This window comes from Sphingomonas natans (genome assembly GCF_030546695.1).
In the GTDB taxonomy this organism is placed as follows: Bacteria; Pseudomonadota; Alphaproteobacteria; order Sphingomonadales; family Sphingomonadaceae; genus Sphingomonas_I; species Sphingomonas_I natans.
On sequence record NZ_JAUOTP010000006.1, the window covers coordinates 1 to 23,092 of the forward strand.

General features: G+C 61.3%; 24 protein-coding genes and 1 pseudogene. 12 read left to right on the forward strand and 13 right to left on the reverse strand.

Features of this window, described 5'->3' with window-relative positions; genetic code table 11:
• Positions 1 to 380: 380 nt before the first annotated feature.
• On the reverse strand, positions 381 to 1,052 hold the full coding sequence (locus Q4F19_RS13540; protein ID WP_303543414.1) for a hypothetical protein: 672 nt from the start codon (positions 1,050 to 1,052) through the stop codon (positions 381 to 383).
• 460 nt (positions 1,053 to 1,512) lie between these two features.
• Here Q4F19_RS13540 and Q4F19_RS13545 point away from each other — a divergent pair, with 460 nt between their 5' ends.
• The 4 genes and pseudogenes from Q4F19_RS13545 to Q4F19_RS13560 all read left to right on the forward strand — a co-directional run.
• The gene (locus Q4F19_RS13545) at positions 1,513 to 2,700 is read left to right on the forward strand and encodes a hypothetical protein (protein ID WP_303543416.1); all 1,188 of its coding nucleotides are present in this window, start codon (positions 1,513 to 1,515) and stop codon (positions 2,698 to 2,700) included.
• Between the two features lie 9 nt (positions 2,701 to 2,709).
• Positions 2,710 to 4,026, forward strand: coding sequence for a hypothetical protein (locus Q4F19_RS13550; RefSeq protein ID WP_303543417.1), 1,317 nt, complete (start codon positions 2,710 to 2,712; stop codon positions 4,024 to 4,026).
• Entirely contained in the window at positions 4,023 to 4,877 is an 855-nt protein-coding gene (locus Q4F19_RS13555) for a pentapeptide repeat-containing protein (protein ID WP_303543419.1), read from the forward strand. Before Q4F19_RS13550 ends, Q4F19_RS13555 begins: the two co-directional genes overlap by 4 nt.
• 2 nt (positions 4,878 to 4,879) lie before the next feature.
• A pseudogene (locus Q4F19_RS13560) lies at positions 4,880 to 5,002 on the forward strand (phenylalanine 4-monooxygenase); the annotation flags it as partial.
• Here the strand turns inward: Q4F19_RS13560 and Q4F19_RS13565 are convergent.
• Both Q4F19_RS13565 and Q4F19_RS13570 read right to left on the reverse strand, forming a co-directional pair.
• Positions 4,995 to 5,264 carry a hypothetical protein gene (locus tag Q4F19_RS13565; protein WP_303543793.1) on the reverse strand — a complete coding sequence of 90 codons (270 nt, stop codon included), beginning with the start codon at positions 5,262 to 5,264 and terminating at the stop codon, positions 4,995 to 4,997. The pseudogene Q4F19_RS13560 and the gene Q4F19_RS13565 overlap by 8 nt on opposite strands.
• Before the next feature lie 348 nt (positions 5,265 to 5,612).
• Positions 5,613 to 6,218, reverse strand: a complete 606-nt coding sequence (locus Q4F19_RS13570; protein WP_303543421.1) for a PEPxxWA-CTERM sorting domain-containing protein — start codon at positions 6,216 to 6,218, stop codon at positions 5,613 to 5,615.
• Positions 6,219 to 6,619: 401 nt separating this feature from the next.
• Between Q4F19_RS13570 and Q4F19_RS13575 the strand changes: the two genes are divergently transcribed.
• Positions 6,620 to 7,117 carry a helix-turn-helix domain-containing protein gene (locus Q4F19_RS13575; protein ID WP_303543424.1) on the forward strand — a complete coding sequence of 166 codons (498 nt, stop codon included), beginning with the start codon at positions 6,620 to 6,622 and terminating at the stop codon, positions 7,115 to 7,117.
• 72 nt (positions 7,118 to 7,189) lie between these two features.
• Positions 7,190 to 7,528, forward strand: a complete 339-nt coding sequence (locus Q4F19_RS13580) for a hypothetical protein (protein WP_303543425.1) — start codon at positions 7,190 to 7,192, stop codon at positions 7,526 to 7,528.
• An 866-nt stretch (positions 7,529 to 8,394) separates the two neighbouring features.
• Here Q4F19_RS13580 and Q4F19_RS13585 read toward each other — a convergent pair.
• Positions 8,395 to 8,574 carry a hypothetical protein gene (locus Q4F19_RS13585; RefSeq protein WP_303543427.1) on the reverse strand — a complete coding sequence of 60 codons (180 nt, stop codon included), beginning with the start codon at positions 8,572 to 8,574 and terminating at the stop codon, positions 8,395 to 8,397.
• A 93-nt stretch (positions 8,575 to 8,667) separates the two neighbouring features.
• Here Q4F19_RS13585 and Q4F19_RS13590 point away from each other — a divergent pair, with 93 nt between their 5' ends.
• Positions 8,668 to 8,925, forward strand: coding sequence for a hypothetical protein (locus Q4F19_RS13590; RefSeq protein WP_303543429.1), 258 nt, complete (start codon positions 8,668 to 8,670; stop codon positions 8,923 to 8,925).
• 104 nt (positions 8,926 to 9,029) lie between these two features.
• Here Q4F19_RS13590 and Q4F19_RS13595 read toward each other — a convergent pair whose 3' ends face one another.
• Positions 9,030 to 9,668 (reverse strand): hypothetical protein, encoded by a 639-nt coding sequence (locus tag Q4F19_RS13595; protein WP_303543431.1) that lies wholly within the window; start codon positions 9,666 to 9,668, stop codon positions 9,030 to 9,032.
• 10 nt (positions 9,669 to 9,678) lie between these two features.
• Entirely contained in the window at positions 9,679 to 10,581 is a 903-nt protein-coding gene (locus tag Q4F19_RS13600; protein WP_303543433.1) for an SDR family oxidoreductase, read from the reverse strand.
• A gap of 96 nt (positions 10,582 to 10,677) precedes the next feature.
• On the opposite strand from Q4F19_RS13600, the gene Q4F19_RS13605 reads away from it, so the two are divergent.
• On the forward strand, positions 10,678 to 11,514 hold the full coding sequence (locus tag Q4F19_RS13605) for a helix-turn-helix transcriptional regulator (protein WP_303543435.1): 837 nt from the start codon (positions 10,678 to 10,680) through the stop codon (positions 11,512 to 11,514).
• 182 nt (positions 11,515 to 11,696) lie between these two features.
• Here Q4F19_RS13605 and Q4F19_RS13610 read toward each other — a convergent pair whose 3' ends face one another.
• From Q4F19_RS13610 to Q4F19_RS13620, 3 genes are all read right to left on the reverse strand, one after another.
• Positions 11,697 to 12,602, reverse strand: coding sequence for a LysR family transcriptional regulator (locus Q4F19_RS13610; protein ID WP_303543436.1), 906 nt, complete (start codon positions 12,600 to 12,602; stop codon positions 11,697 to 11,699).
• Positions 12,603 to 12,713: 111 nt separating this feature from the next.
• Positions 12,714 to 13,475 carry an SDR family NAD(P)-dependent oxidoreductase gene (locus Q4F19_RS13615; RefSeq protein WP_303543438.1) on the reverse strand — a complete coding sequence of 254 codons (762 nt, stop codon included), beginning with the start codon at positions 13,473 to 13,475 and terminating at the stop codon, positions 12,714 to 12,716.
• 97 nt (positions 13,476 to 13,572) lie between these two features.
• Positions 13,573 to 14,325 carry an SDR family oxidoreductase gene (locus tag Q4F19_RS13620; protein ID WP_303543439.1) on the reverse strand — a complete coding sequence of 251 codons (753 nt, stop codon included), beginning with the start codon at positions 14,323 to 14,325 and terminating at the stop codon, positions 13,573 to 13,575.
• Between the two features lie 100 nt (positions 14,326 to 14,425).
• Here Q4F19_RS13620 and Q4F19_RS13625 point away from each other — a divergent pair, with 100 nt between their 5' ends.
• Complete coding sequence (locus Q4F19_RS13625; protein WP_303543441.1) at positions 14,426 to 14,911, forward strand: YciI family protein; 486 nt, start codon at positions 14,426 to 14,428, stop codon at positions 14,909 to 14,911.
• Between the two features lie 153 nt (positions 14,912 to 15,064).
• On the opposite strand, the gene Q4F19_RS13630 is transcribed toward Q4F19_RS13625, so the two are convergent.
• The 4 genes from Q4F19_RS13630 to Q4F19_RS13645 form a co-directional block, all read right to left on the reverse strand.
• Positions 15,065 to 15,802, reverse strand: coding sequence for a hypothetical protein (locus tag Q4F19_RS13630; protein WP_303543443.1), 738 nt, complete (start codon positions 15,800 to 15,802; stop codon positions 15,065 to 15,067).
• Positions 15,803 to 15,883: 81 nt separating this feature from the next.
• Complete coding sequence (locus tag Q4F19_RS13635; RefSeq protein WP_303543445.1) at positions 15,884 to 17,110, reverse strand: patatin-like phospholipase family protein; 1,227 nt, start codon at positions 17,108 to 17,110, stop codon at positions 15,884 to 15,886.
• Positions 17,097 to 19,322: a Mov34/MPN/PAD-1 family protein gene (locus tag Q4F19_RS13640; protein WP_303543447.1), complete on the reverse strand. Its 2,226-nt coding sequence runs from the start codon at positions 19,320 to 19,322 to the stop codon at positions 17,097 to 17,099. The genes Q4F19_RS13635 and Q4F19_RS13640 overlap by 14 nt, the downstream gene beginning before the upstream one ends.
• A 2-nt stretch (positions 19,323 to 19,324) precedes the next feature.
• On the reverse strand, positions 19,325 to 20,434 hold the full coding sequence (locus Q4F19_RS13645) for a ComEC/Rec2 family competence protein (protein WP_303543449.1): 1,110 nt from the start codon (positions 20,432 to 20,434) through the stop codon (positions 19,325 to 19,327).
• A gap of 589 nt (positions 20,435 to 21,023) precedes the next feature.
• Here Q4F19_RS13645 and Q4F19_RS13650 point away from each other — a divergent pair.
• The 3 genes from Q4F19_RS13650 to Q4F19_RS13660 all read left to right on the forward strand — a co-directional run bounded on the left by Q4F19_RS13650 (position 21,024) and on the right by Q4F19_RS13660 (position 23,040).
• A complete protein-coding gene (locus Q4F19_RS13650; RefSeq protein WP_303543451.1) occupies positions 21,024 to 21,170 on the forward strand; it encodes a hypothetical protein in 147 nt (48 codons plus the stop codon).
• Positions 21,171 to 21,286: 116 nt separating this feature from the next.
• Positions 21,287 to 22,033, forward strand: coding sequence for an RNA polymerase sigma factor (locus Q4F19_RS13655; RefSeq protein WP_303543453.1), 747 nt, complete (start codon positions 21,287 to 21,289; stop codon positions 22,031 to 22,033).
• Positions 22,030 to 23,040, forward strand: a complete 1,011-nt coding sequence (locus Q4F19_RS13660; RefSeq protein ID WP_303543456.1) for a FecR family protein — start codon at positions 22,030 to 22,032, stop codon at positions 23,038 to 23,040. Before Q4F19_RS13655 ends, Q4F19_RS13660 begins: the two co-directional genes overlap by 4 nt.
• Positions 23,041 to 23,092: the final 52 nt, after the last annotated feature.

The following is a 23,092-nucleotide window of genomic DNA, read 5'->3' on the forward strand; positions in this document are numbered from 1 at the left end:
TGGCCACTGCGGCCTGACGCCAATTCGGCATGTCGGTCGACGAAGAGAGACGAGATCGCTTCGGCGGGTAGGACCCAAACGCAGCCGTTCATGGCTTATTTTCGCGTCCTCTACTCCGGACGCTTGTTCATCTAAGCTGCGACCCTTTACCCCTCCTAGAAGTGCCCGGTCCCGCCCCTGAGGTGAGCTGGGTCGCAAACCGACCAGAAGGCTTAGATTTCAATCGCAGGCTCTGTGGCATAGTTCAGCGCAAACGCGGGAGACTGAAAAGATCGCCTCCAGCACCCTTCGTCATACGAAACAGGCACTCTGAGCACGGCGCAGTGGTCTCAACGACTGGACAACGCGCTTCTATTGAAGCTGGCCACAAGCAACGTGGGTCACTCGCTCGGTCGCGGTAGCACTTTTACTGCGGCCCAATAGAACCTCTCCTTGCCGATCTTCGACACAGTGCCGACGCGGACGGTATCTCCCCTGTAGGCCGCACCTAGGCTACTGCTCATCACGAGCGGTGCATCCTCATCGGGAAGCCGGGTTCGCACGTTCACGTCCTGCCTCACGCGATACTCCTCACCCGGCTTTGGCACTTTGTCGGTGTCGATGATCGCTCCCGCCTGCGCATACCGGTTGACAGCCCACGTGTTACCGTCGCGCTGCCCAAGATAGATGTAGCCAGCGCTGCCCTCCCGAACCCGCGGAACCGGAAGGATGTGGTATTGTACCTCGTGTTTAGGCTTCGGTGAGGGGGCGGGCAGAGGAGCGATCTGCGGGTTTGACACCGGGGCTGTGACGACAGGGGGTTCGATGGGGCCTTCAGTTGCTGCGGTCGGCCCGGTTGTCGGCAGTGATGGTTGAGCACGGCTGTAATGGTAGCTCTGAACGTCAGCGAGAAAGACGCCGAGAAGGAGGAGGGTGGCACCGACCAAAAACAGGAGAACCTGTCGTTGGAGAGCGGCAAGGGGGGGGAAAGTGATGCCGAGCAGTGACATACCTCCGCCAAACACGGCTGCAACTAAGCAAGCCACGCCCGTGCCTACGAGTATCTTATCCATTAGCCCGCCCCCACGCGCCACGACATGATCCGACTATAGGCGCAGCCTGAAGTGGAGTCACTTATGGTGCCACATCGCTCAATGAGAAGTGTCCGGGACCGCCTTCTGTCTAACAGGGTCGTTGTAGCGGAGACCCAAAGTCGGCCATTCGTGCTGCATCGGTCGGTCCCCGAAACCTGCTGTCCATTCATGTCAGTGGCCCGGCCGTTTCGGCCCATCGTGCCAATAACTCGAACGGCTTGGTTTGGAACATTCCCGACGTTCGCACGCGACGTATCGAACGACAGCTCGTGTCAGAAGCCGACGTCGCACGTCGGTCCACCCGGCTCGTCGCCCGCCCAAACTGTGTTCATTCAAACTGGGCCGAAAATCGCGTTGCTTCGCTTACTCCCGCCGGTAGACTGTGAAGAGAATCGGCGCGTTGCGGGCGCGGCGATCACCGGGGGGCTTGAGGTTCTAGATGCGTTATTACGTCACGGTCGATGGTGGGGCAGATGGATTGTGGCTGAGCCTTGGTGCCGCGAAAAAGATCCGCGAGAATGCAATTGCCAATCTGAGGCGGTTTCGCGTCGAAAGCGGCTACGACTATGTTGGTCTTGAGATTTCCGGTGAGAGCATCGGATATTTCCAAGACCTGACCCTGGAAGGGATTGAGCGACGCGTAAAAGCGAAACGCAATTCTGGCGCCGGCGGGCTTCTGGCCTCGACGCGACTTGTCGTGTCGCCGTCGCCGGTTGATGACAGCAAGCTATTGTCTTCGCTGAACCTCGTTCTCGCGCTGGAAGCGGGCGACGCGTTCAGCTGGAAGGCTGGCTCGTCTAATTTCTCCAGCGTGATAACCGTGGACAAGGAGAAGCGGTCGCTCAAGATCAACGCGATCGTTCAGGACCTCCTGCAAGACCTGATGGTCGCTAATTCCGACAGCCTGCAAGCGGTCATTCACAAGATCAAGACACATCTGACAGAGGCAAAGCTCACTGAATTGGCTGCGCAGGCTGCGGGACCAGGAGAGGAACCAAAGGCGCCGTCGCCTGATGAAGTTGAAAAGCAGCTCGACACGATCGGCGAGCCGCTTTTCCTCGAGGCAAAAGCCAAGTTCGCGCGGTCGACGGCGGCCGCGCTGCCAAACGGATCGCTATTTTCCGCGTTCGATCCCGATCGATACGCCGCTTTCTCTTCGCTCGCGCGCAACGACCTTCACTCGACCATGGATGCCGCAGCCGCGCGCGCGCTCGGCGAATTTTGGACGCAATTTCTCGAAAAGACGTTTTCGGCGCAGTTCCTCACCACCGAAGAAGCCGTTAGGCTCGTGCGAACTGGCTCGTTTAGGCGCGCCCGCACAGAACGCCAGAATGGCGAAGGCCAAAAGCCGAAAGCCCGCGTCCGCCGTCACGATTTGTCGGAGGGCGACCTCACGAAGGTGATCGGTGACAAGCGCGTGGTCACAACCAGCGGCTGCTACGTGCTGTGCGTTCTAAACCGCTCGACACGCGGCGAGCATGGCGATCTCAGCATGTTGTTCGGCAAGTCATCGGACGACGCGCTGCGCCGGCTCACACTTTGCACGGAACAGCGATACCAGAAAATGATCCCTTTGGTCCGAAAGGGTTTTGTGACCCCGATCCGCTTATTCCTCAAGGCAGCTTAGGGGAGCGTTATGGCGACGACAAATTTCATTGGAGTTGTCGATCTCACCGTCCGCCTTTCAAGCATGAATCCGCTTGAATACATTAACCCCAACGAAGCGAGCCGACGATTCGAAAGACACATCATATCGGCTTGCACATATACTTTGAGCGCATCGGAAAATAAGGAACACCTGCAGAGCGCTGGAATTATAATCGATGGCATCACTGCTAAATATTTTCAATTTCAGAGTCGTGATGATTTAATCTCATTTGTGCTCAAATTGCGATCGCTCCTTATAAACGACAAGCTCCCCTGCAAAATTTGCGTGGCCAAAGGAACGCTGAGCAGCTCTCACCTTGCGGATACTTTTGAACCCATTCTTAGGCGGCTGGACGGCGGCGACGACACAGCCGCAGACATCCTGTTCAACGAACTCGGAACCGATAGTCGCGATGAGATCAAGGCGTTGTTCAAGCTCTATCGGGCGCCCCGTATCGAGGAAAATGCTGTCACACTCGGCGCTCAGTTGGAGGCCTTCAAAGGCTTTGGGTTGTTTGCAGACACCGCTTTGGTAGCCGAGATCGGCGGCGCCCAGACGTTCATCAATCACTCACCCAGGCGACTATTGCCGTCATCACGTCACTCGGACAATCTTGAGTATCTCGACTTTCAATTTCCGGGCGACGAAAGCGACGTAGTCGTCAAGCTGAAGCGCAAACCAGCCGAGGCGATCGAGGATGTCGATGATTACGATGAAGCCGATCAAGACGATGACGACCAAGCAGACCTAGTTGGCGCAGAAAGCGAAGCGGAGGAGATTGTTGAGGCGCCGCCTACCGGGTCGATCGTTCTGATCGACGATATCATGGACTTACTAACTCGCTCGTTTAAAGCCGATGAGAGCAACGGGATCTATTATGTCTCCATACTGACGACTATTGTTAGATCATCGCACTATAAGGCGATGAAGTATCTCCCGCGGTCGCGGAAGCTGGACGGCAGGCTGCATGCGGCGGGTTGGCAGCGGGTCCCGCCGATCTTTTTCACCATATTGGCACGACGCCCGCGCAACATGCTCAAGCGAATTAGCGGCTTCGATCTGGTTCTGGGTGCGTTGATCGACGAGATTTTCTCCGGCCTGTCGGGGCAGCGGGCCAGCGCAAAGTCAGTTGGGCAGGACGTCCGGAATGATGGATGGAACAGAACGACCTTCGCGACGGCAATCGCTGATCTGGAAGTGGCCTATGGTGAGAATATGCTGAGAAAGGTCTTGCGTTGTCCTTCTAACGTGCTGCGCGACGACCGGAAGCGCGAGGTTCTGTCTATTCTCTCTGAAAAGAAGTGAGCCTGCTTGGCCGGATGTTGATTGCTCTCGCTGCGATCGTTATCCTCTTCATCGGCGGCTACTATCTCTCCCTGATCGGCAGTACCGACACTTTCACCTGGCTACCCACACCGAAATATGTTGGGGAACTGGGCGCGAATATTGGAGTCGCCGGCTTTGACGCGTTGGTAGTCGGCGGGATTGCTGGCTTTGTCTCTGCGGAGATCGCCACCGATCGACAGCGCCGTCGGCGGGCCCATCGTTTGCAGTTGCGACGCGGACCCAAGCGGTCGCTGTTAATCAAGACCGAAGCGGACACCGGGCTGACGCACCTACCCCTTTGGGGCTTCTCGTTTTCCGGCCAGAAAGTTGAAGACGCTATTGTCGACAGCGCACGGTTTGGAGCGCCCAAGGCTGGTGAGACGGCATCGACGTTTAACAGGGTTGAGTTTCACGATTGTGTTATGACGAAGGTGAGTTTCTCCGGCCGAGCCGGCAGCAGCACACTAAGTGACAGCAGTTTCATCGATTCTGACCTCTTGAAATGTGACTTTCGAGGGACGACGATAACTGCCGACCAAGTAGCGGATGCATTTGACGGGTCGACGCTTCGCCAATGCAAATTTGATGGCGCCGTTATCACGGGTGTCCGGTTTGATGGGGCAACACTGGACAACTGTAGCTTCTGGCGCGCCGAGTTAGATGGCACGCTTCTTAGCAAGGCAGTCTATGATCCGCTGATTGCAATTGGGGCGATCGTGAACCACCCGACGGGCCGTGCTGGCCACGTCCTTGTCGTCAGTTGGTATCGCTATCAGAGACTGCGCTTCTCCGCCTGGCTTCGGCAACATGGCTTTTCCAATCAGCGCTAGGCTTGAACGAGCGCCTGCACCGGGCGAACGGCTGGACCGTGGTGACGGTCACGGAACTGCTCCCCGATGCGCTGTTCTTCGAGCATCTCGCCAATCGGCGATTCGTAGCTGGGCGCTTTACGCGAGGAAAATTTCGTGACCTTCCATCAGCGGCAGATCGTCATCCTTGACATACGGCGGTTGCAGCACATGGTCGGCTTCACGCCGGGCTATCTTGATCTGCGTCAGTCTGACACTGCCGGGGAGGCTGGCGTCCGTTAGGCGGCTGAGTCCGACGCGATCCGTCCCAGCGTCGTCTCCACGGCGCGCTGAATATCCGCAAAAAGGGCGGCTGCCGTGCCTTTCGCCGATGCTGATAGGCAGCCGTTGCGGAAGCTGTGGCGCCATAATGTATGATAGCGTTCGAGCGTGACAATCGGCGGGCTCAAAGCCGAAAGTCCGGTTTGCGCGACCCGAGTGGCGGGTTCCAGCAAAGGCTGGCGCTCACATCAACGACGCTGAATGTCTTGAGTTGGTCGTAAGCCGCCCTGCCCGCTGACAGCCAGCGAGACCCAATCCAAGACATTGGCGCCGGTTTTCTAGCTTCCCAGATTCTGCCGTTCGTTCACCCCGTCCCAACGGCAGCTTTCGGAGGCTGGAATAATTCTGTCGAATGGTGGGAGTGGTAGTTAGCAGACGTAGAAAGGGCGCTCTCGGCATGCACCGGAGCGCCCCGCTTCGTTGACCGATGTCGAATCAGGCGAAGCTGACGCTCACCCGCTGGCGACGGCGCATTGCTCCACCGATCAGCCCAAAGCCACTGATGAACATGGCCCATGTTGCAGGTTCGGGAACGGCGTTAGTCGAGGTCGCCGTAAGCCGAAAATTCGCGTCCTGACCTGGAAAGGGGATGAAAGTCGCGTTCGGGTCGTATGCGACGTACACGTTGCCGCCCTGGTAATTATCCGAACCGGAGCCAACGGTTGAATATTGCGAGTTAGTATACAGAAAATACTGCTGACCCGCATTCACGCTGAACGCCGGATCAAACTGGTATGCACCGCCGCTAACCGACGCTGATTGCGCAAGTAATCCGGGCGAGGCCGAAGAAAGGCCCTCAGGTGTGCCGGCGTATGCGCTTTGAAAGATGAAGGCGCTTCCTGAAGCTTGGGCTGGACCAGTCTCGTTGAAAAAGTTGAACGCAAGGCCGTTGAACGAGCCTGTTCCTGAAACAGTGAAGGACTGACCGTAAATTGCAACTCCGCCGTCGGACGTTCCCCCAGTATTTCCCGCGACTACGACCGCATGGCTCGCGCTCGCCATCAAGAACGCTGCGACCGAGCCCCATACTGTCTTACCCATGCTTACCCCCCTCCGACTCGGGCGAGGACCGCGCGAGCGAACAGCCCCTAACAGACGGTAAACAGCCGGTAAATGCGTGGCTGATGCAGGTTTGCGGCAACAGCTGCCGCAAGCCAAATGTCAGCTCATGGGGCGAAAGCCGACTGGCAGTTCGGCGGCCGGGTCGACCCATAGCCGGCCATTCAGCGCGCTCATCGCCGTCCCTGAACGCGGACGTTTGTTCATGTTGATCAACTGCTAATCTGAACGGGCCAGACGGTCGCCTCGAACAATGAACATATTTGGCTCCAACGGAAGACGGTACACCTACAAGCGTACCCGACGCCCGTTCATAGATCTCAATTGCGAGCTGCGGACTAACCTCTTGTCAACCAAATGCTTCGTCGCCCATCCTCCCGATCATGGGTTCGTCTTCGCCGTTCGGGCTCAGCCCTCGCGAGATCCAGGTCATGCGACTCGTAGATGCTGGCCTCGAGACGAAGGAGATAGCGCGGGAGCTCAACGTCGCGCCCGCCACGGTCAATAACCAAGTCCAGTCGGCGAAGGCGAAAATCGGGATCAGCAGTCGCCGCAAAGCCGCGCGCGTGCTTGTCAACGAATTCGACGGGCATGGTGAGCGGATAACTAGTGAACCGAAAACCCTTCCCGGCGATGCAGAAAAATGGCCAAATCAACCCGTTAGCAACGACGGGGAACCACAAGCGAGCGGACAGGCCGACCATCCCGCAAAGGAGTACGCCGTCTTCGACACTTCAGTCCTGATCCGGCCCGAGCCGGTCCCCGATCACGGGAGACGCAATCGATATGACACCCTGACGAGGGTGGGGATGATCCTGATGCAGGTCGCGCTCTGCGCGATCGCCACTGCCGTCATGCTTTGGATCTACGACCGAAGCTGAATCTCAATGACCTTTCACCGCAGGAACGCGGTCGCATTGGCGACCGCGAAGGGAGAAGCTATGTCCAAGAGAATGACCGGGGTCGATGTCGCTGTTGCCCGCAGCCTCCGCGATCTTGAAGCGGCGCATGACGCTACGATCGTGGCCAGCGCCAAGGTGATCACGACGATCATGGACGCGCGGCAGCACCACGGCTTTCGCCAGGGCGAAGGCTACGGCGCTCTGGCGCGCATAAACGGCGTGATCGGCAACTCCATCACCATGATGGAAGAGAGCCTCCGGGCGCATGGCGAAATTGCCGTCCTCGGCCGCGATCTCGGCCTGCCGATCACCGGCGCGGGCGATGTCTGTCAGAACGTCGTGATGCCGATGTTCACCTCCGGCCAGGCTGCCAATAGCGAAGCAGCCTGAGTGAAGAGCCGACCCTCCCTTGACGCAAACAGGTCCGACAGGGAGGGTCGGCCCCATGTCCCCTATGATCAGATCGGCGGTCGCGCTCGCGGTCCTGCTCCTGACCTTCGCTTATGCTCTCGTTCGCGGGGGCCGGCCGGAGCGACAGGCAGCCGGGATTTTCGCGGCCGCGGTTGTCTTGACATGGTTGTTGATCTCCCCGCTCGGCCGCCGCTTTCAGGGTCCAGAGTGGGGCGTTGGCGTTGCGGATACCCTGATGTTCGCCGGCTTCGTCTGGGTCGCTCTCACGGCGGACCGATATTGGCCAACGTCGCTGGCAGCGATTGCAGGCGTGGTCGTGCTTTTGCACATTGGGACAATCGTGAACCCCTTCACGCTGCCCACCCGCTACAAGGACGCAACGCAGCTTTGGTCGTATCCGGAGTGCCTGACAATCGTGCTGGGCACGCTTCGGCATCGTGCTCGCATCAATCGAGCGTCGCCCGAGCATCGGATAGGGTCTCTTCTACCCGGGAAGCGCTCTCGTGACCGAAGGGCGACCGGCCAGTCTTAGCCTCGTCCCGTACGATGACGGCGACGCGAGCGATTTTTGCAACGCCGTTGACCTCGCGAATAGGATGTATCGTTTCCGGCGGAAACGCGATGGCGCCTTTCTTGGCGGGCTCTTCGCCGATCCGGCCTGGGATATGCTGCTGGATCTGCTGATCTCCGAGCGGAAGGGGCAGTCGCCGTCTGTAAGCAGCCTCTGCGTCGCGGGAGCTGTGCCGGCGACGACAGCCCTCCGCTGGATCGCAACGCTTGAAGAACTCGGGCTTATCGTGCGGACCCCGAAGCCAAATGATGCCCGGAGCTCGCAGTTGCGCTTATCAGTGCGTGCGCGGCACGACCTGATCGCCCTGCTCAATCAGTTCTAGTTCGGCTCGGAGGCGATCGAGCGCCAATGTCATATGCGGGATTGCGAGGATTCCCTTGCCAACGCCGTCGAGCCGATCGATCAATGCTTCGAGCTCGATGGCAATCGTCGAGAGCAGAAGCTCCTCAGTCATATGCGGCCTTCATCGACATGATGGATGAGCTAGCAACCGATACAGCCAGTGCGAAAGATTTAGCGCCATTTTTGTTGCTGAGGGGAGATGTCCATGAACGGCGAGGACAAGGTCGCCTCAGCGGCGGCTCAGACAGATCACTTCGCCACTGGCAAAGTCGCATTGGCCGGCGTAGCAGCTCTGTGCAATGAGCTTCAGGCGTCCGGCCTGATTGACCAATATGCTTTGGGGCGCATCCGAGCGTTCTTGCTTATCTCGATCGAGAAATCGGTTGGCACCGTCAACCTGCGGGGTCATCTGACTCGCGAGGTCGCCCGTCATTTCGAGGATATGGGTCTTCGGCTCGACTGACTTTGATCATTGCGACGCATTTGGACCGATTGGTAAGCGCGCGACGGATTTCCAGTTAACTCACCGCTCACGTGTTCTTGGAGCGAATTTTGTATTCCGCGCGCTCAGTCTTGCATCAACACGCCCAGCCGACCGGCTCGCACATAGGTAATCAGGTCGCGAGCCCACCCGAGCTCATCATCTCTAAGGATCTTGTCCAGCTCGACCAAAGCGTGGCGCCGGTCTGCGCCTGCCATAGTGAGGAGATGGGCATGGACCCCCATCGGCATGACTGCCGTCCGCTCTAAGGTCTCGTGAGGCGGCATCAATGCTCCTTCCCCCGCAATGATGCCGCCTTCGATTAATCCGCACAACAACATTGGGCTCAGCCGCATGAGCAAGACCGATCTGGCTCCGTTCATGGACCTGGCGCCCTTCGTCAGCTGCGCGAGAATGGCCGCGGCACCCAGATCGGAGGCGGCTGAGACCCGCAATGTCACCAGCCGACCGACCTCTACACCACCTTCAGCGACAAGGACTTCCTGCTCGGTCCGAATGCGGCGCAGACGATCCTCTCGCAACGGCGCGACTGGCGAGCGCGACGCTGCGCTTGCCGCCGCCACAACCCACAAACCGATATTGAGCGCGCTATCCGCGTGTCCCAATTTGGGACTTGGGTTCATGGGGACCTGCATCAGCGACAAGCCGCCACTTAGAAGCATTTGAAACCGTTGCGCGCCGGCAATCGGCCATCCGGCGCGCAACGGCCTTCGATCAAGCCTTGAAGAGCGTTGAATAATCCATTGCTGCGAGGTCGGTGAGCAGATCCGGGCCGGTCGGCTCCCATCCCAGCCGCGCGCGCGTCCTCGCGCTCGACGCAATCATGTCGAGCGCGGCGAACGGCGCCATCCAGCCGAAATAGCGCTCGACCTCGTCGGCCGCGACCGAGCGGACCGGCAGCCCGGTACCCTTTCCGAGCGCCGCGGCGATTGCGCGTGCCGTGACGCCCTCCTCTACCGACGCATTGTAACGCGCGCCCGGCTCGCCCTTCTCCAGCGCGAGGACGTAAAGCTTCGCGACGTCGCTGACGTGCGCCGCAGACCATCGCGTCTGTCCCTCGCCGACATAGGCCACCGCCCCGGCTCGGCGCGCCTCGGCGACAAGCGGCGTGATCAGCCCGGCCTTGGTGGTGTCGTGCACCTGCGGCAGCCGGATGGTGCGCACATCGATGCGTCGCGCGATCAGCGCCGCGCCGGCGAGCTCCGTCGCGATGCGCGGATTAGCGTGGCGCGGGTTGAGCACGTCCTCGATCGCCGGGCCGCCATTCAGCGGCGTGCCGATGCCGACGCCCGAGGTGATCAGGATCGGTTTCTGGGTCCCCTCCAGCGCTTCGCCCATCGCGGCGATGTTCCGCTCGTCCTTCTTGGTATTCTCGAAGAAGGTCGCGAAATTGTGATCGAACGCGCAGTGAATCACTGCGTCAGCCAATGCCACGCCGCTGGCGAGCGTCTCGGGGTGGTCCAGGTCGCCGCGATGGACGTCCACGCCGGCCGCTTCGAGCTGACGGGCGCCGGCATCGGAGCGGGTGAGGCCGAGCACCCGGTGACCGCGATCGAGCAGTTCGGGAATGACGTGCGAGCCGATGAAGCCGGTCGCGCCGGTCAGAAACACGCGCATGAGAAATCTCCTTTTGGGCGGAGCGGCATATCGCGACCAGGTTGAACCTGTTAAAGTAGTGACGTTATCATGGTATAACGTTCAACAGGATCGATCATGGCTAGCGAGGCACCGAACCAGCTCGGCATCTATTTGCGCGATCGCCGGGCCCGGCTCGACCCAGCCGCGTTCGGGTTCGGCGGTGGCCGCAGGCGTACGCCCGGCTTGCGCCGTGAAGAAGTGGCGAGCCGTGCCAATATCAGCCCGACCTGGTACACGTGGCTGGAGCAGGGCCGTGGCGGTGCTCCATCGGCCGACGTACTCGACCGTATCGCCAAGGGCATGATGCTGACCGAGCCGGAACGCGAGCATCTCTACATGCTTGGCCTCGGCCGTCCGCCTGAGGCGCGCTACCAGCCGGTTGACGGCATCACCGCCCGGCTGCAGCGCGTGCTCGACGGGATGGTGCTGAGCCCTGCGATCATCAAGACGGCGATGTGGGACGTCGTCGGCTGGAACCGGGCGGCGACACTGTTTCTGACCGACTATGCCAAGCTGCCACGCGAGGAACGCAACATCCTCCGCCTGATGTTTGGCAGCGATCATGTCCGCGCTCGAAATGAGGACTGGGACGGCATGGCCCGCTTTGTGGTCGGTGCCTTTCGCGCCGACGTGGCGCGCGCGGGCGCCAGCACCAGCGCCGCTGTCATTGAGCTGGTCGTCGAGCTGTCGCGCATGAGCCCTGAGTTCGAGGCGCTGTGGCTGGACAACGAAGTGGTGGCGCATGGCGAGGGCATCAAGCGCATCCATCACCCAGCCGCGGGGCTGCTCGCGATGGAATTCTCCTCTTTCGCAGTCGAGGGACGACCGGAGCTTGGGATGATTATTTACAACCCCGCCTCGCCAGCGGACGCCGACCGCCTGCGCTTGCTTCTAGACGCTCCTGAAAGCTGACTAGAATCAACAATGTCAGTTCGGGGCATTCCGACCCATAGCCGGTCATTCGCCCGCCTCCAGGCGCTTCCCAAAATCGGACGCTCATTCAGCTTTAGGCTTGGCTCGGATTGACCCGCGTCCAGGTCTTAATCCGACCTTGCAACCGCCTTCGTCTGGCGACGTCCAGCTCCACGGACCATTCACACCGATCGCAACTCTTGGATGAGGTGATCGACAAATGCGCGAGCGGCAGGCTTCGCGCCTTGGCTGCTTGGAAACAGCGCGTGCGCCTCGATATCGCTAAGTTTCCAGTCTGGCAGCAGCTGCACAAGTGATCCGGCATCGAGGTCTTCACTGAATGCGGGCAGGCTAGCGACTGCGATACCCAAACCGGCTCGAACGGCACTTACTGCGACCTCAGCTCCGTTGATCGACACTTGCCCTACCGGTTGAACCTTAACCTGACGATCGCCCTGAATGAACATCAGCTCTTTGCCAGCCACCGGTCCCGCAATGACGAACATATGGTCACCAAGGGCTTCTGGAGTCTCGGGGACCCCATGCAATTCGAGGTAGGCTGGCGCCGCTGCGACGATCAGCGGCCAGCGCCCTATGAGGCGTGCCGTCGCACTCGAGTCCGGCAACTTGCCGAAGCGGATGGCGACATCGATCCCCTCCTGGATAAGGTCCTGCCGGCGATCGTCGATCGTGAGATCCACCTGTAAATTCGGATGTTGGGCCACGAATGCCCCGAGGCGCGGCACAATCGCACGCGAGGCGATGATTGATGCCACGCCGATACGAAGCGTGCCGCGAAGATTATCACTCCCACGGATTTCGTTGTCGGCCTCCTCGAGGGAGGCAAGGATCGGTTGGACGCGGGTCAGGTATGCCGATCCCGCATCCGTCAGCGTCAGAGCGCGGGTGGAGCGCGAAAACAACGTTGTGCCCAATTGCTCCTCGAGCAGCGCAATGATGCGCGAGGCCGTCGGCTGCGAGAGGCGCAGCTCGCGGGCGCCTTTGGAGAAGCTGCCGGTCCGCGCGATCTGCACGAACAGCCGCAGTGCCTGAAACTGGTCGCTCAAGCCGCCGATCCCATTAGCCATTACCTTAATCCTGTTTAGCCGGCCCCGCGTTATCCGCCTATCCTCACGTGCCGTCTGGCGGATGAAGCAATCGGCCAGCGTTCAGGGCAGCGGTTGATCACGGCTGGCCGGTTACACCTGGGCGGCACCATCGTCGGCGAAAAGCTCCGCCCCGTTCACGAACGATGCCTGATCCGACGCGAGGAAGAGCGCAGCCGCCGCGATCTCGCTCGGCCGTGCAAGATGGCCACGAAGCGTCTGCGCTGCCATTCTTTCGCGGACCACATCGCTCGCCCCGGCGAAAGCACTGGTGTCGGTAGGGCCGGGACTCAGGAGGTTCACCCGAATATTGCGGGGCGCAAGATCGCTCGCCCAGCTCCGCGCAAACGAGCGCAGCGCAGCCTTGCTCGCATTGTAGACGCTGCGACCCGCCCTGCCTTTCGCGCCGGCGATCGAGCCCGTAAGGACAATCGAACCACCGTCGCGCATGAGCGGCAACGCATGCTGCACGGTCATCAGCGTGCCCAGAACAGTCACGTCGAACACGGACCTGTAGTCGACAGCCGTAATCGAGCCGAGCACCCCGGGAATGGCGGCACCTGCGTTAGCGAAAACAATATCCAACCCCAAACCCGTCGCGGCTATCGTGGCAAAGGCGCGCTCCAGATCGTCCGCGTGGCCTATGTCTGCCGGAATGCCGGTGACGGTTGGGCCGAGGCGCGCCTCAAGCGCTTCGAGGCGGTCTTGGCCCCGCGCAACGGCGAAGACGCGCGCGCCTTCAGATGCGAAACGCTCGACCATCGCCAAGCCGATTCCGGACGTTCCGCCAGTTACCAGCACGACCTTTCCCTCGAGGGCGAGGATCTGGGAAACATTCTCGATAGATGTAGACACTGCCTGGTCCTTCCAGTCTGGAGCCGGCGTTGATGGGCTGCGGCCGATGGATCAGGCTGGCGGGCATTTGGTCCCGACCAGCCCGACTCGCGACGCATCAGACTTGGGCGTAACCACCGTCCACATGCAATTCGACGCCGGTGATGAAGCTGCTCTCCGTCGACGCGAGGAACGTTGCGACTGAGGCGATCTCGCTCACGTCGCCATTGCGCCCAAGCGGGGTTTCGCTGGCGAACTGCGCATAGAAAGCCTCGACTTGCTCGTCGCTGAAGCCAGCCTGCTCGGTCATGATCGGCGTGATGATCGTGCCAGGCGCGAGCGTGTTGACCCGAATGCGTCGCTCCTTCAGGTCGGTCGTCCAGGTGCGAGCGAAGGAACGAATTGCGGCCTTCGTAGCCGAGTACACGGTGAAGGCTGGCATCCCGAGACTTGCCGCGATCGACCCGTTGAGAATGATCGAGCCGCCGTCGACGACGAGCGGCAGGAGCGTCTGGACCGTAAAGAACGTACCCTTCAGATTGGTGGTCACGCTTCGGTCGAAGTCGGCCTCCGTCACGGTGCCGAACGCTCCGAGCGTTCCACCGCCGGCATTGGCGAAGATCACGTCGATCCGCCCGTACTTCCCCGCGATGTGAGAGCGCAAGCGCTCCAGATCGCCGAGGTCGGCAATGTCGCTTTGGAAGCCTTCGATCGCGCCGCCGATCTCGGCCACCGCCTCGTCAAGCCGATCCTGCCGGCGCCCCGTGATGATCACGCTCGCGCCTTCGGCCACGAACTGCTGCGCCGTGGCGCGGCCCATGCCGCTGCTGCCGCCGGTCACCACCGCTATCTTTCCGTTCAATCTATCCATGTCCTGGTCCTCCTCGGAAGCGAACCGCATTCCGTTGAGGCGAAAATGGCACGCTCATCGGCGAGCATAAGACCCGTCGTCTGAATAACAGTCATTCTTCATGACGACCGGGCGCCTGCACATGCGGCGGTATTCATTCGGTCTGGGTATCAATGTTATCCGAAACTACCGGCTACGCATTATCGACCAGATGCTGAACATTGAGGAAGCCCGAGAGGCTACAAGGCAACGCATTTCATCAGTGGAGTTTGGCTTCATGATCGACGAGAACGGCCCTCACTATTTTGTGGCATTTCAGACCCCCGGTCCGAACTGGGTCAGGGGCGTCAAATATAACGAGCAGCCCGACTTCTTCGACCACGTCGGCTACATGACCAAGATGGCCGAGAAGGGACTGACCATCCTGAGCGGGCCTTTCATGGAGCGGGCCGGCGGGCTCAACGGCGTGCTTGCGGATGGCGGTATGACGATTTTCAAGGCTGCAGATCTCCAAGAGGCGACCAAAATTGCGACGGACGATCCGACCGTGAAATCCGGCATGCTGAATGTGGATGTCAAAATGTTTTGGGTGCCATTTCACGAGTGACCAGCAGTGCGCTCTAGTAGCGATCGGCAGGGGCGGGTGCGGGGAAGACCCACAACCCGCCATTCAAACACGCTCAGCCCCATCCTAGAAGCGGACGCCGTTCATCCTCACATATCCGCAGCTAAAAGGCGCCGTGCAGCAGAAACGGCGCGGCTATTTGTAAACCGCTTCCGTCTTCGACTGGATGGCCCCAGCCAGCGCCTTCAGCGTCACGATGACGTGCCGAAAATAAGCGTCGTCAATGACCAGCTCCTCACCGGCGTCACCCCGGCTCTTGTCGCCTGCCTTCTCGACGTAGAGCTTATTAATGAGGCCGCTGTTATGGATGATGATGTCCCGCGATGCCTTGATCTCAACAAAAGCGCGCACCGTTTCCGGCTCCAGCTCGATCGACAGCACCTTCGCCGCTTTGTCGAGGTATTCTGACGGCTTGCCAAACATCAGCCCCTCGCTCTTGAGCGCAACGAAGCGGCTAATCACGTCTTCCCGGTCCTCGTGCTCAAGAAACAAGTCGAGTGGAATACCGCTCTTGTCTGCCAACACCGAAAGCTTGGCGGGAAAGGCGCTGGCGGCGATCGCCATACATTCCTGGATGAATGCCTCTACCCGCGACACCATCGAAACGATGTTCGTCTCAAAAACTCCGCGCTCGTGCTGTGCATAGAAGATCAGGCCGATATCTTCATCCCGGCGCCGGCTCGTGACCGTGCCTTTGCGCTTCGGCACCGGATAGGGTTTTTTTGCCTTGCTCTTTGAAGACCGAAGCTTGTCCCCGCGGGTCTTCAACTCCGGCCTCAGCAGCGCTGTAAATATCCATGCGTCGTTGAGATAGCGGTAAAGTCGGATGTGGCGCCTGTAGATCGCCTCCGCAACTGCACTGTTCCTTGCCACACCTTACCCCCTGTCGTCATCGCTAATCCTACGCTGTCCGAAGGTCCGGCTGCAAAGCAGCGGCACGCAGCTGTCGCATAGTCATCCAACGCCGCTCCCCGCGCCGGCGCGGTCGGACGCGGCGGAGGTGATGGTCGTCAGCATCTCAGGCCAGTTCTCCCTTACCAAGGCGTGCACGAGCTGCTCGCCACGTCGGGAAAGCCGATCGATCCACTCAGCCGGCATGGCCGAGAAGTTGGTGGGATAGCCGGCGACCTCCTCGCAGCGGACGAGATCATCGGGTGGATAGCGGAGGCTGGCGTCCCGCTGGCCCAGATAGGGTAGCAGGAACCCCTTCAGCTCGCCGCCGCGCACCAGATCGTAGAGCCGCGTCATGGCAAGATTCTGCGCTCTGGCAAAGACGCTCTCGAACGCCGCATTCATTCGCGACAGCATCGTCGAAGCGGGATCGGCCACGTCGAGTGCGTAGCCGGCCCTGCATGCGATGATCCGCTGGTGACTGCCGGTGTCCAGGCTGATCGTTGGATCCCGCCCCGGCCAGAACGGCGCAAGGCCGAGATTGTCGTAGACGCCACCATCGGTCAGTGTGATTCGGTGCCTCTCGGTACGCCCGCTCTTCTCGAACGGCATGTTAGTCTCGATGGCCGGTAATGCAGCCGGGTAGGCCGCGGACGCGGCGACCGCATCGGCGAGTTCCACCCCTTCCGAACCGGACGATCCATAGCGCCAGCAGTGTAGGCGCTTCGCAGTGAAGTAGAAGGCAGCCTTGGCCCTCAGTTCGCACGCCACGATCACAAGTCGAGGACGGTCGGAACGCAGGTCAGTCAGCTTCGCACCATCGAAAACCTTGCTGAAGGTGCGCCTCAGGATCGTCGTCCGGCTGAACCGCCGCAATATCGGAGATGCGCCAAGCCATCCCCAATTCGGTCGCGAGCGGACCACGGCAAGGGACCGTCGGACGATAAAGGCGGCAGTCCGATCGACGGCGAGCACCAATCGAGTTCCGATCGCCCGCACGCCTTCGTCGGTAGTGAGCGCGGTACGCACGGCTGGACGAAGGAAGCCCCGCGACAGCACCTCGCGCACTTGACGCTCGAAGGCAACGAAGTCGCCGGGGTGGCTGCAGTAGATTCCGGCGATAACGCTGCCGCCCGACACGGCGGACATGGTGGAGACGCGCTGCAGGATCCCGAGTTCGTGGAGCGCACGCAGGCAGCCAAGATGAAACGCCATCGCGCGCGAACCGCCACCGGAAAGCGCAAGCGCGATCCTCTCTCCGGGCTGACCGTCTAGATCAGGCATCGTCATAGGAGATCACCCCCTCGACCTGTCCGCGGTCCTGCCAAGCGGTTCGCAGCCAGGTTTCCTCGCATCCGCAGATTATCATGGCGTAGGGGGCGCCAGCAGGATCCAGCTGCTGGCGGAGGTACGTAAACACGGCCTCGTCGTCGCTGCTCGGTCGGGCGGCCGCGCCATCGGGATGGCTATGCCATTCGCCGACGTATCGCAGTCGCCCAGCCGTCGCGCCGGCAAGATCGTCGACGAGGGGGCGAAGATCCTGGGCACCGCGGACGAAATAGGTCGGCGCCTGCCGCGAATCTGGCGGCGCCGGCAACGCGGCGACGACGTGCAAGACGTTCCGCACGAGATCGAAGGTGCCGATCAGGATGCCACCAGTCTCGTTTGGCGCCGCCTTCTGGCGGTACGCCCGCATCGCGTCGATGACGCTGCCCGACACGGAAACGCGCAGCATGTCCGATGCGAAGCGGGACGTGGCTTGTACGTCGAGACGTATCGGCAGCACCGATCCGGTATCCGGATCGAGGCGCCACACCCATGCCGATGGCGCGACGTCTTCGAGCAAGGACGGCAGCCGTCCGGCGGCCAGACCGCTGAGCATGTGCACCTGCCACGGCGGCAGGGGACGAGAGAGATCCTGACACGCGTTGGCGTAACGGATCCGATCGGTGCGGGCCGTGGCGAGGTGACCTTCCAGCGCGGGGCACGCCGCGACGGCAAGGAAGTACTGCGCCTCGATCTCGTCCAGCAGAACGGTGCGGCCGTGCCCCTCGTCCAGCGCGACGAGGTCCGAGCCATCCGGTCCGAAGAAGAAGCTCGATGCGCGGCGAACATCCTGATCGGCAAGGTACCCGACGACGGCGGGCGAGGCGCTGAAGTCGACGACGAGATCCGCCTCCCGCATCGCGGCCAATATCCGACCCGTCTCGGCGCCGACACGCAGGACATCGGCGACGATCAGGTCGTTCCCGCCTTCCGCAAGGATGGCGTCGGCCTCGCAAGCGAGCACCTGCGCCTTGGGATGACCGACCGCCCAGTTGGCCTGCGTCTGTCGCACGGTGTTGTGCGGCAGTACGATATCGTTGTCGATGATCGTCCAGGTGCCCAATCCGGCGTGCGTGGCGTTCATAATCACGTTGGACCCGATCGCGCCGGCGCCGATAGCGACCAACCTAGCGTCCTCTGCACGGGCGGAGCCGGCGAACTGCCGCGCCGTTGCCCGATCAAGACGCTGGACGATGCGCCAGCTGAACAGCCTTATGGTTTTGAGGTCGGCCGGTTCGACGGCTCCAGGAAGAGCGGCCCCCGTCCTCAGCCTTCCTCCGTCTTCATAGGACGACGTCATCCCGAGCTTCTCGCCCAGTTCCGCCAGCGTTTCGGAGGGCGTGTATACCCAGGCCTCGTAGCTTTCATCCTCGCCTTCGTCGGTACGGCGCTTCGGTACGAGGAGCAGGAACAGCGCCCGGCGTTCCGACGCCGCGGCCAGTTGCTCCGGCTCGATTAGCCACGCCCGCAGCTCGGCCTTCAGGTTGAAGCCGAGCCTCGCGGTGAGTTCGACTAGGCTGCCCATATCATAGGGACGGTTGGCAAGCGCACCATGAACCTGCGACGGAAGCACTCGCTGGAAGATGTCGAGGCGGAAGTCCTCGGCATCCTTTCGCTCGCGCGACATGATCAGCGTCATCGATCCGCCGCCCTGATGCACCTTGTCAATGAACCAGGGACCGGCAATGCTGCCCGACGGGAACACGATGGTATCGGAGGTGGTGGCGATGAGCGGTTCGAGGACCTGCTCCTCCGCATGCAGGCTGCCGTCGGCCATGCCGGCGAACCACCACCTGATGCGCTCGACGAGCGCCTGGCCCGTCAGGTTGCGGGACAGATCGTGCCACCCCTCCTCCCAGATGCATAGACACAGCCCGTCGACCTCGTGATCGAGGTTGGTGTGGACCTGCCCCGACGGAAAGTCGTCGCGCAGCGACAGCACGCGCGGTGCGACGAGGTCGTCAGCCGACGCGAAGACGATGCGGACGGGCTCGCGATGCAGGATCGGTACCGCCCGATCCTGCGCGAGATCGATCTCCAGCTCGAGATCGACCACATCCCGCCCTTCGTCGCGATGTACCTCCCGGATCGTCGCGTACGGATGGTCGACCGAGTACCGCACGTACTGGACGAGGGCACGCGCCAGCCTGGATCCTGGCGCGTCCTCGCCGCTCACCGCTATCGTCCCGCCCGCGGAGCTGCACCGCCCAGGACGGTCGCCGCGCCGGCCGCCGCGATCTTCCTCCGCTTCGAACCGGTCGCACCAATCTCGATCACAAGCGGCTTCGGCTTGTTCTTGTCGGGATGCTCCATCGTGACGAGCCACTCCCCGCCAAGATCGCTGGCCACGTCCTTGTAGTAGTTGGCAGCCTGCCGATGAGGCGGCTGCTTGTCGTCGTCGTTCGTCGGGATAGGCTTGCTGGTCGAGATGAGCAGGCCGCCGGACTGCCCCTGTTCCTCGTAGAGCCACTTGAGCCGCTCAACGGGCACGGTCTTGTCCTTGCCCTTGTCGTCCGCAAGCGACAAGTAGCTGCAGTGGTGGGGGACGTTGTTGATGTCCCACTCCAGCCGATGGTCGTTCTTGTGATACCTGGTGATGCGGACGATGTCGTCGATCACTTCGTTCGGGACATCGGCGGACAGGATCATCTTCGTCGTCCGACCGCCGACGACGAACGTTGCCTGCATAAAGATCGCCGAGCCGTTGCGGTACTCCACCGAGTCGCCGCAGGTCTCGGCGAACGGCGAGTGCACGAAGAACTCGACGCCGTCGTGTCCGAGGTTGAACTCCGGACATAGCGTTCCAGCATCGGTGATCAGGTTGCGGCGGGTCTTGGGATCGATGCCGCGATCCTTGAGGAACTGATCCAGCTTCTCCGGTCGTCCGAAAACGCGGATACCCTCGCCTTCGATGAAGCGGTGACGGGCTTCGGTACGCAGCGTGCGGGCCTGACCCTTTACCCCCTCCTCAAGGATGGCGGTGGCGGGGACCCACATTGTCTCTATCTTGATGCGATCGCCGTCCTGGTACTTCTTGGCGTGCTCGAGGTGGAACACTTCCTTGGCCCTGGCGCAGTGGTCGGTGTCCAGATGGGTGAACGCGACTATGTCGATCGACTTGGCGCCATCGAGGCAGTCCCGCAGTTCCTTCTCAAGATCGCAACGCTTATCGTATTGGTCATTGGCGTTGCGCATGTCGGCAAAGTCGAACAGCGCGCGGCGGCCGTTCTCGAGTTCGATCAGGCAGCTGTCGGCATTGCCGATGGGGAAGAACCGAACGACGTGCATGCCAATCTCCTGGCGGCACGGGTCAGCCGCGAGCTGCGAACATAAGTCGAACGCTTCCTGATTCCAACCCGCGTCAGGAGGCCGCAGCAAACCTTTGCGCTTGGGCTAGTACCAACTCGCTGGCCAATTCGGCGGGTAGGCGATCTCGCGCGGCAGTCGCCAACCCGCGCTGCGCCTTTTCGGTCGCGCGGAGACTTACTGTGATCGCCACCCAAAGGGGTCAGGCCTCCTTGAACCACGCCAAGTGCCTGAGGCCCTACCCGGCCGAATGAACGAAGGGACGATTACGGCGAACGCCGCCCAAAAGCGCTCGGGCCGCTATCCACCACTTTGCTTGAGGCAGCGTGGTAGCGCGGCCTGAAGGCCGCATCGAAGCAAACGCGACGGTCGGACGTCGATCGTTAGCCAGTCGGCGATCTTCCGGACGACACGACAAAGGTCGAGGCGCAGCATGCTTCGATGCCGCGCGCCTCCCACTGCCGGGCGCGGGGAATGCTGACCGACACCACACTGAACGTCCGGAGTAAGAGTTCCCTGCGTGATTGATCAGTGTCGGAACAGCCGGGGTATCGGAGGGAGACGGTCGCGGTTGACCTTTTTCGAGTTGACCGCGAATCTCGCCGCGATCGCCCTGAACTCGACACCTTGGCCGCCGGGCGCCCGCCTCGTCAACAATACGGCGGATCCCATCCCCTACTCGATTCCGTTCTTTCAAAAACATTCAACTTGCCTCTGACGCCCGATCAGGCACATTGGTCCTGTTCCCGCAGAAAAGGCGGGAATGGGGCGTCGAAACCCCAAACCGTAGGTACTCGGTCACCGCTTACAGCGGAGGCCGGGTGGCATGCGCGCATGTCCAGCCGGCTTGCCGGTAAAGGCGCATGCGCCTGTGCCTACGGTCAGGTTTCGAACATCCGGCTTCGGCCGTCGCTCCGAGTGGACATAGGCGCGACGTATGGACCGAAGCCCAATCTTCACGCCCGGCTGCGGCTTATCCGGCGCTGCGAGGCTCGCTTTTTCACCGCGTGTGCGGCGGATCCCCCGATGCCGCCCATAGAACATGCAGCGACGTCCGATGATAGACATCGCGATCGCGGCAAGCGAGATCCGGATTTCCATGCCATCTATCGTGCGGAGGCTAAGAACCTCCTGCGCTATTTCATCCGACGGCTTGGAAATGCCGACGACGCTGAGGACCTGACCCAAGAAACCCTTACCCGCTACCTCCGCGCCACCCCTGGCACCCGGGTCGAGACGCCGCAGGCCTATCTGCGCACGATCGCGAACAACCTCCTGCGCGATCGAGCCGAAAGGAGTTCGACCAAACTCGCCAAGATGTCCGCCCCTCTTGATGAAGGGCTGGACCGCCCAGCTGCCGACGACGTCCATCGGGATGTCGCGAATAGACAGGAATTGGATTATTACCGCATGGTGCTGAGTAAGCTGAAGCCCATCACGCTTCAGATCTTCCTCATGCATCGGGTCGATGGTTACACCCATCAGGAGATCGCCGAGCGGCTCGGCAAAAACATCTGGAGCGTCAAACGTCAGATGGTGAAGGCCATTGCGCATCTCGACCGGCATCGAAGGCAGCCATGATCGGCTGGTACCGATCTGCGCGAACGCGTTGGCGCGAGAAGCAGGTCTACATCCGCGTGATGGAGATGCTCGACGAGCCGACCCGTGGGCCTGGCGTTGCGCGCTGGCTCGCAAAAGACCCGGAACGTAGCGCGATCTACAGACGGGTGTCAGCCGAAGTTGGCCGTGCCAGCGACGCCGCCTCTCGGCTGCCAGAACTGGGTGATCTTATCCACGCGGCCAGCGCGGGGTCCCATGGCAAGCGTCACGTGTTGCTCGCCGCGACCGGCCTTGCTGTGGCAGCTGCTGCGGTGGCCGGTGTCGGGCTTACGGTCCTTCAGCGAGACCAGCCCGCTGCGATCGACACTGGCCTGATCGCGAACGGGGTCGGCGACCGGACCATAATTCTGAAGGACGGCTCGAAAGTTACACTTGAAGGCCCCGCGCGGTTGGTCGCCGACTTCGCTGGCCGTGATCGCTCTATCCAGCTGCTGGCTGGTAGCGCCATCTTCCTGGTGACCCATGACGCGACGCGGCCCTTCGTGGTCCATGCCGGCGGCGGGGCGGTCACGGCCATCGGCACGCAATTTTCGGTTCGCGTCGATGGCCGTGTGTCTGTGCGTCTCATTTCGGGAGTGATCTCGGTCATGCTCCCCAGCACCTCGCCCATCGTGCGGAATCGGCCGATACGCATGACGCCCGGCCAGCAGCTCGTGTTCGATCGTCGGCCCGAAAACCTCCCCACCCCTGCTGCAGACAAGGTGTCTTCCAGGACCACGTTCGACAGCGTGCCGCTGTCCACTGTCGTCGCGGCAGTCAATCGCAGCTCCCCCGCTAGGATCGTGGTGGATGACCCCGCCGTCGGTGAGCGCAAGGTGTTCGCCGAAATCGACATCTCGGACGCGGGCTCCGTCGCGGAGAAACTTGCGGCCACTCTTGGGCTTGTCATCGACCGAACCGTCACCGGCGAAATCCATCTCCAACAAAATGTGACACAGATCCGTCAAAAGACCGCCACGCAAAGCTGATCCTCCCGTCTGACCCGGTGAAGCCCGCGATCGATCGCAATCGCGGGTCGAG

Excerpts from the sequence above, each read along its gene's own strand:
- Q4F19_RS13605 (WP_303543435.1), top strand. The coding sequence starts at position 10,678 with ATGGCTAGCGAGGCACCGAACCAGCTCGGCATCTATTTGCGCGATCGC.
- Q4F19_RS13620 (WP_303543439.1), bottom strand. The coding sequence starts at position 14,325 with ATGGATAGATTGAACGGAAAGATAGCGGTGGTGACCGGCGGCAGCAGC.
- Q4F19_RS13540 (WP_303543414.1), bottom strand. The coding sequence starts at position 1,052 with ATGGATAAGATACTCGTAGGCACGGGCGTGGCTTGCTTAGTTGCAGCC.
- Q4F19_RS13545 (WP_303543416.1), top strand. The coding sequence starts at position 1,513 with ATGCGTTATTACGTCACGGTCGATGGTGGGGCAGATGGATTGTGGCTG.
- Q4F19_RS13585 (WP_303543427.1), bottom strand. The coding sequence starts at position 8,574 with ATGACTGAGGAGCTTCTGCTCTCGACGATTGCCATCGAGCTCGAAGCA.
- Q4F19_RS13580 (WP_303543425.1), top strand. The coding sequence starts at position 7,190 with ATGACCGGGGTCGATGTCGCTGTTGCCCGCAGCCTCCGCGATCTTGAA.
- Q4F19_RS13570 (WP_303543421.1), bottom strand. The coding sequence starts at position 6,218 with ATGGGTAAGACAGTATGGGGCTCGGTCGCAGCGTTCTTGATGGCGAGC.
- Q4F19_RS13565 (WP_303543793.1), bottom strand. The coding sequence starts at position 5,264 with ATGGCGCCACAGCTTCCGCAACGGCTGCCTATCAGCATCGGCGAAAGG.
- Q4F19_RS13655 (WP_303543453.1), top strand. The coding sequence starts at position 21,287 with ATGTCCAGCCGGCTTGCCGGTAAAGGCGCATGCGCCTGTGCCTACGGT.
- Q4F19_RS13590 (WP_303543429.1), top strand. The coding sequence starts at position 8,668 with ATGAACGGCGAGGACAAGGTCGCCTCAGCGGCGGCTCAGACAGATCAC.
- Q4F19_RS13600 (WP_303543433.1), bottom strand. The coding sequence starts at position 10,581 with ATGCGCGTGTTTCTGACCGGCGCGACCGGCTTCATCGGCTCGCACGTC.
- Q4F19_RS13575 (WP_303543424.1), top strand. The coding sequence starts at position 6,620 with ATGGGTTCGTCTTCGCCGTTCGGGCTCAGCCCTCGCGAGATCCAGGTC.
- Q4F19_RS13660 (WP_303543456.1), top strand. The coding sequence starts at position 22,030 with ATGATCGGCTGGTACCGATCTGCGCGAACGCGTTGGCGCGAGAAGCAG.
- Q4F19_RS13625 (WP_303543441.1), top strand. The coding sequence starts at position 14,426 with ATGACGACCGGGCGCCTGCACATGCGGCGGTATTCATTCGGTCTGGGT.
- Q4F19_RS13610 (WP_303543436.1), bottom strand. The coding sequence starts at position 12,602 with ATGGCTAATGGGATCGGCGGCTTGAGCGACCAGTTTCAGGCACTGCGG.
- Q4F19_RS13635 (WP_303543445.1), bottom strand. The coding sequence starts at position 17,110 with ATGACGATGCCTGATCTAGACGGTCAGCCCGGAGAGAGGATCGCGCTT.
- Q4F19_RS13645 (WP_303543449.1), bottom strand. The coding sequence starts at position 20,434 with ATGCACGTCGTTCGGTTCTTCCCCATCGGCAATGCCGACAGCTGCCTG.
- Q4F19_RS13550 (WP_303543417.1), top strand. The coding sequence starts at position 2,710 with ATGGCGACGACAAATTTCATTGGAGTTGTCGATCTCACCGTCCGCCTT.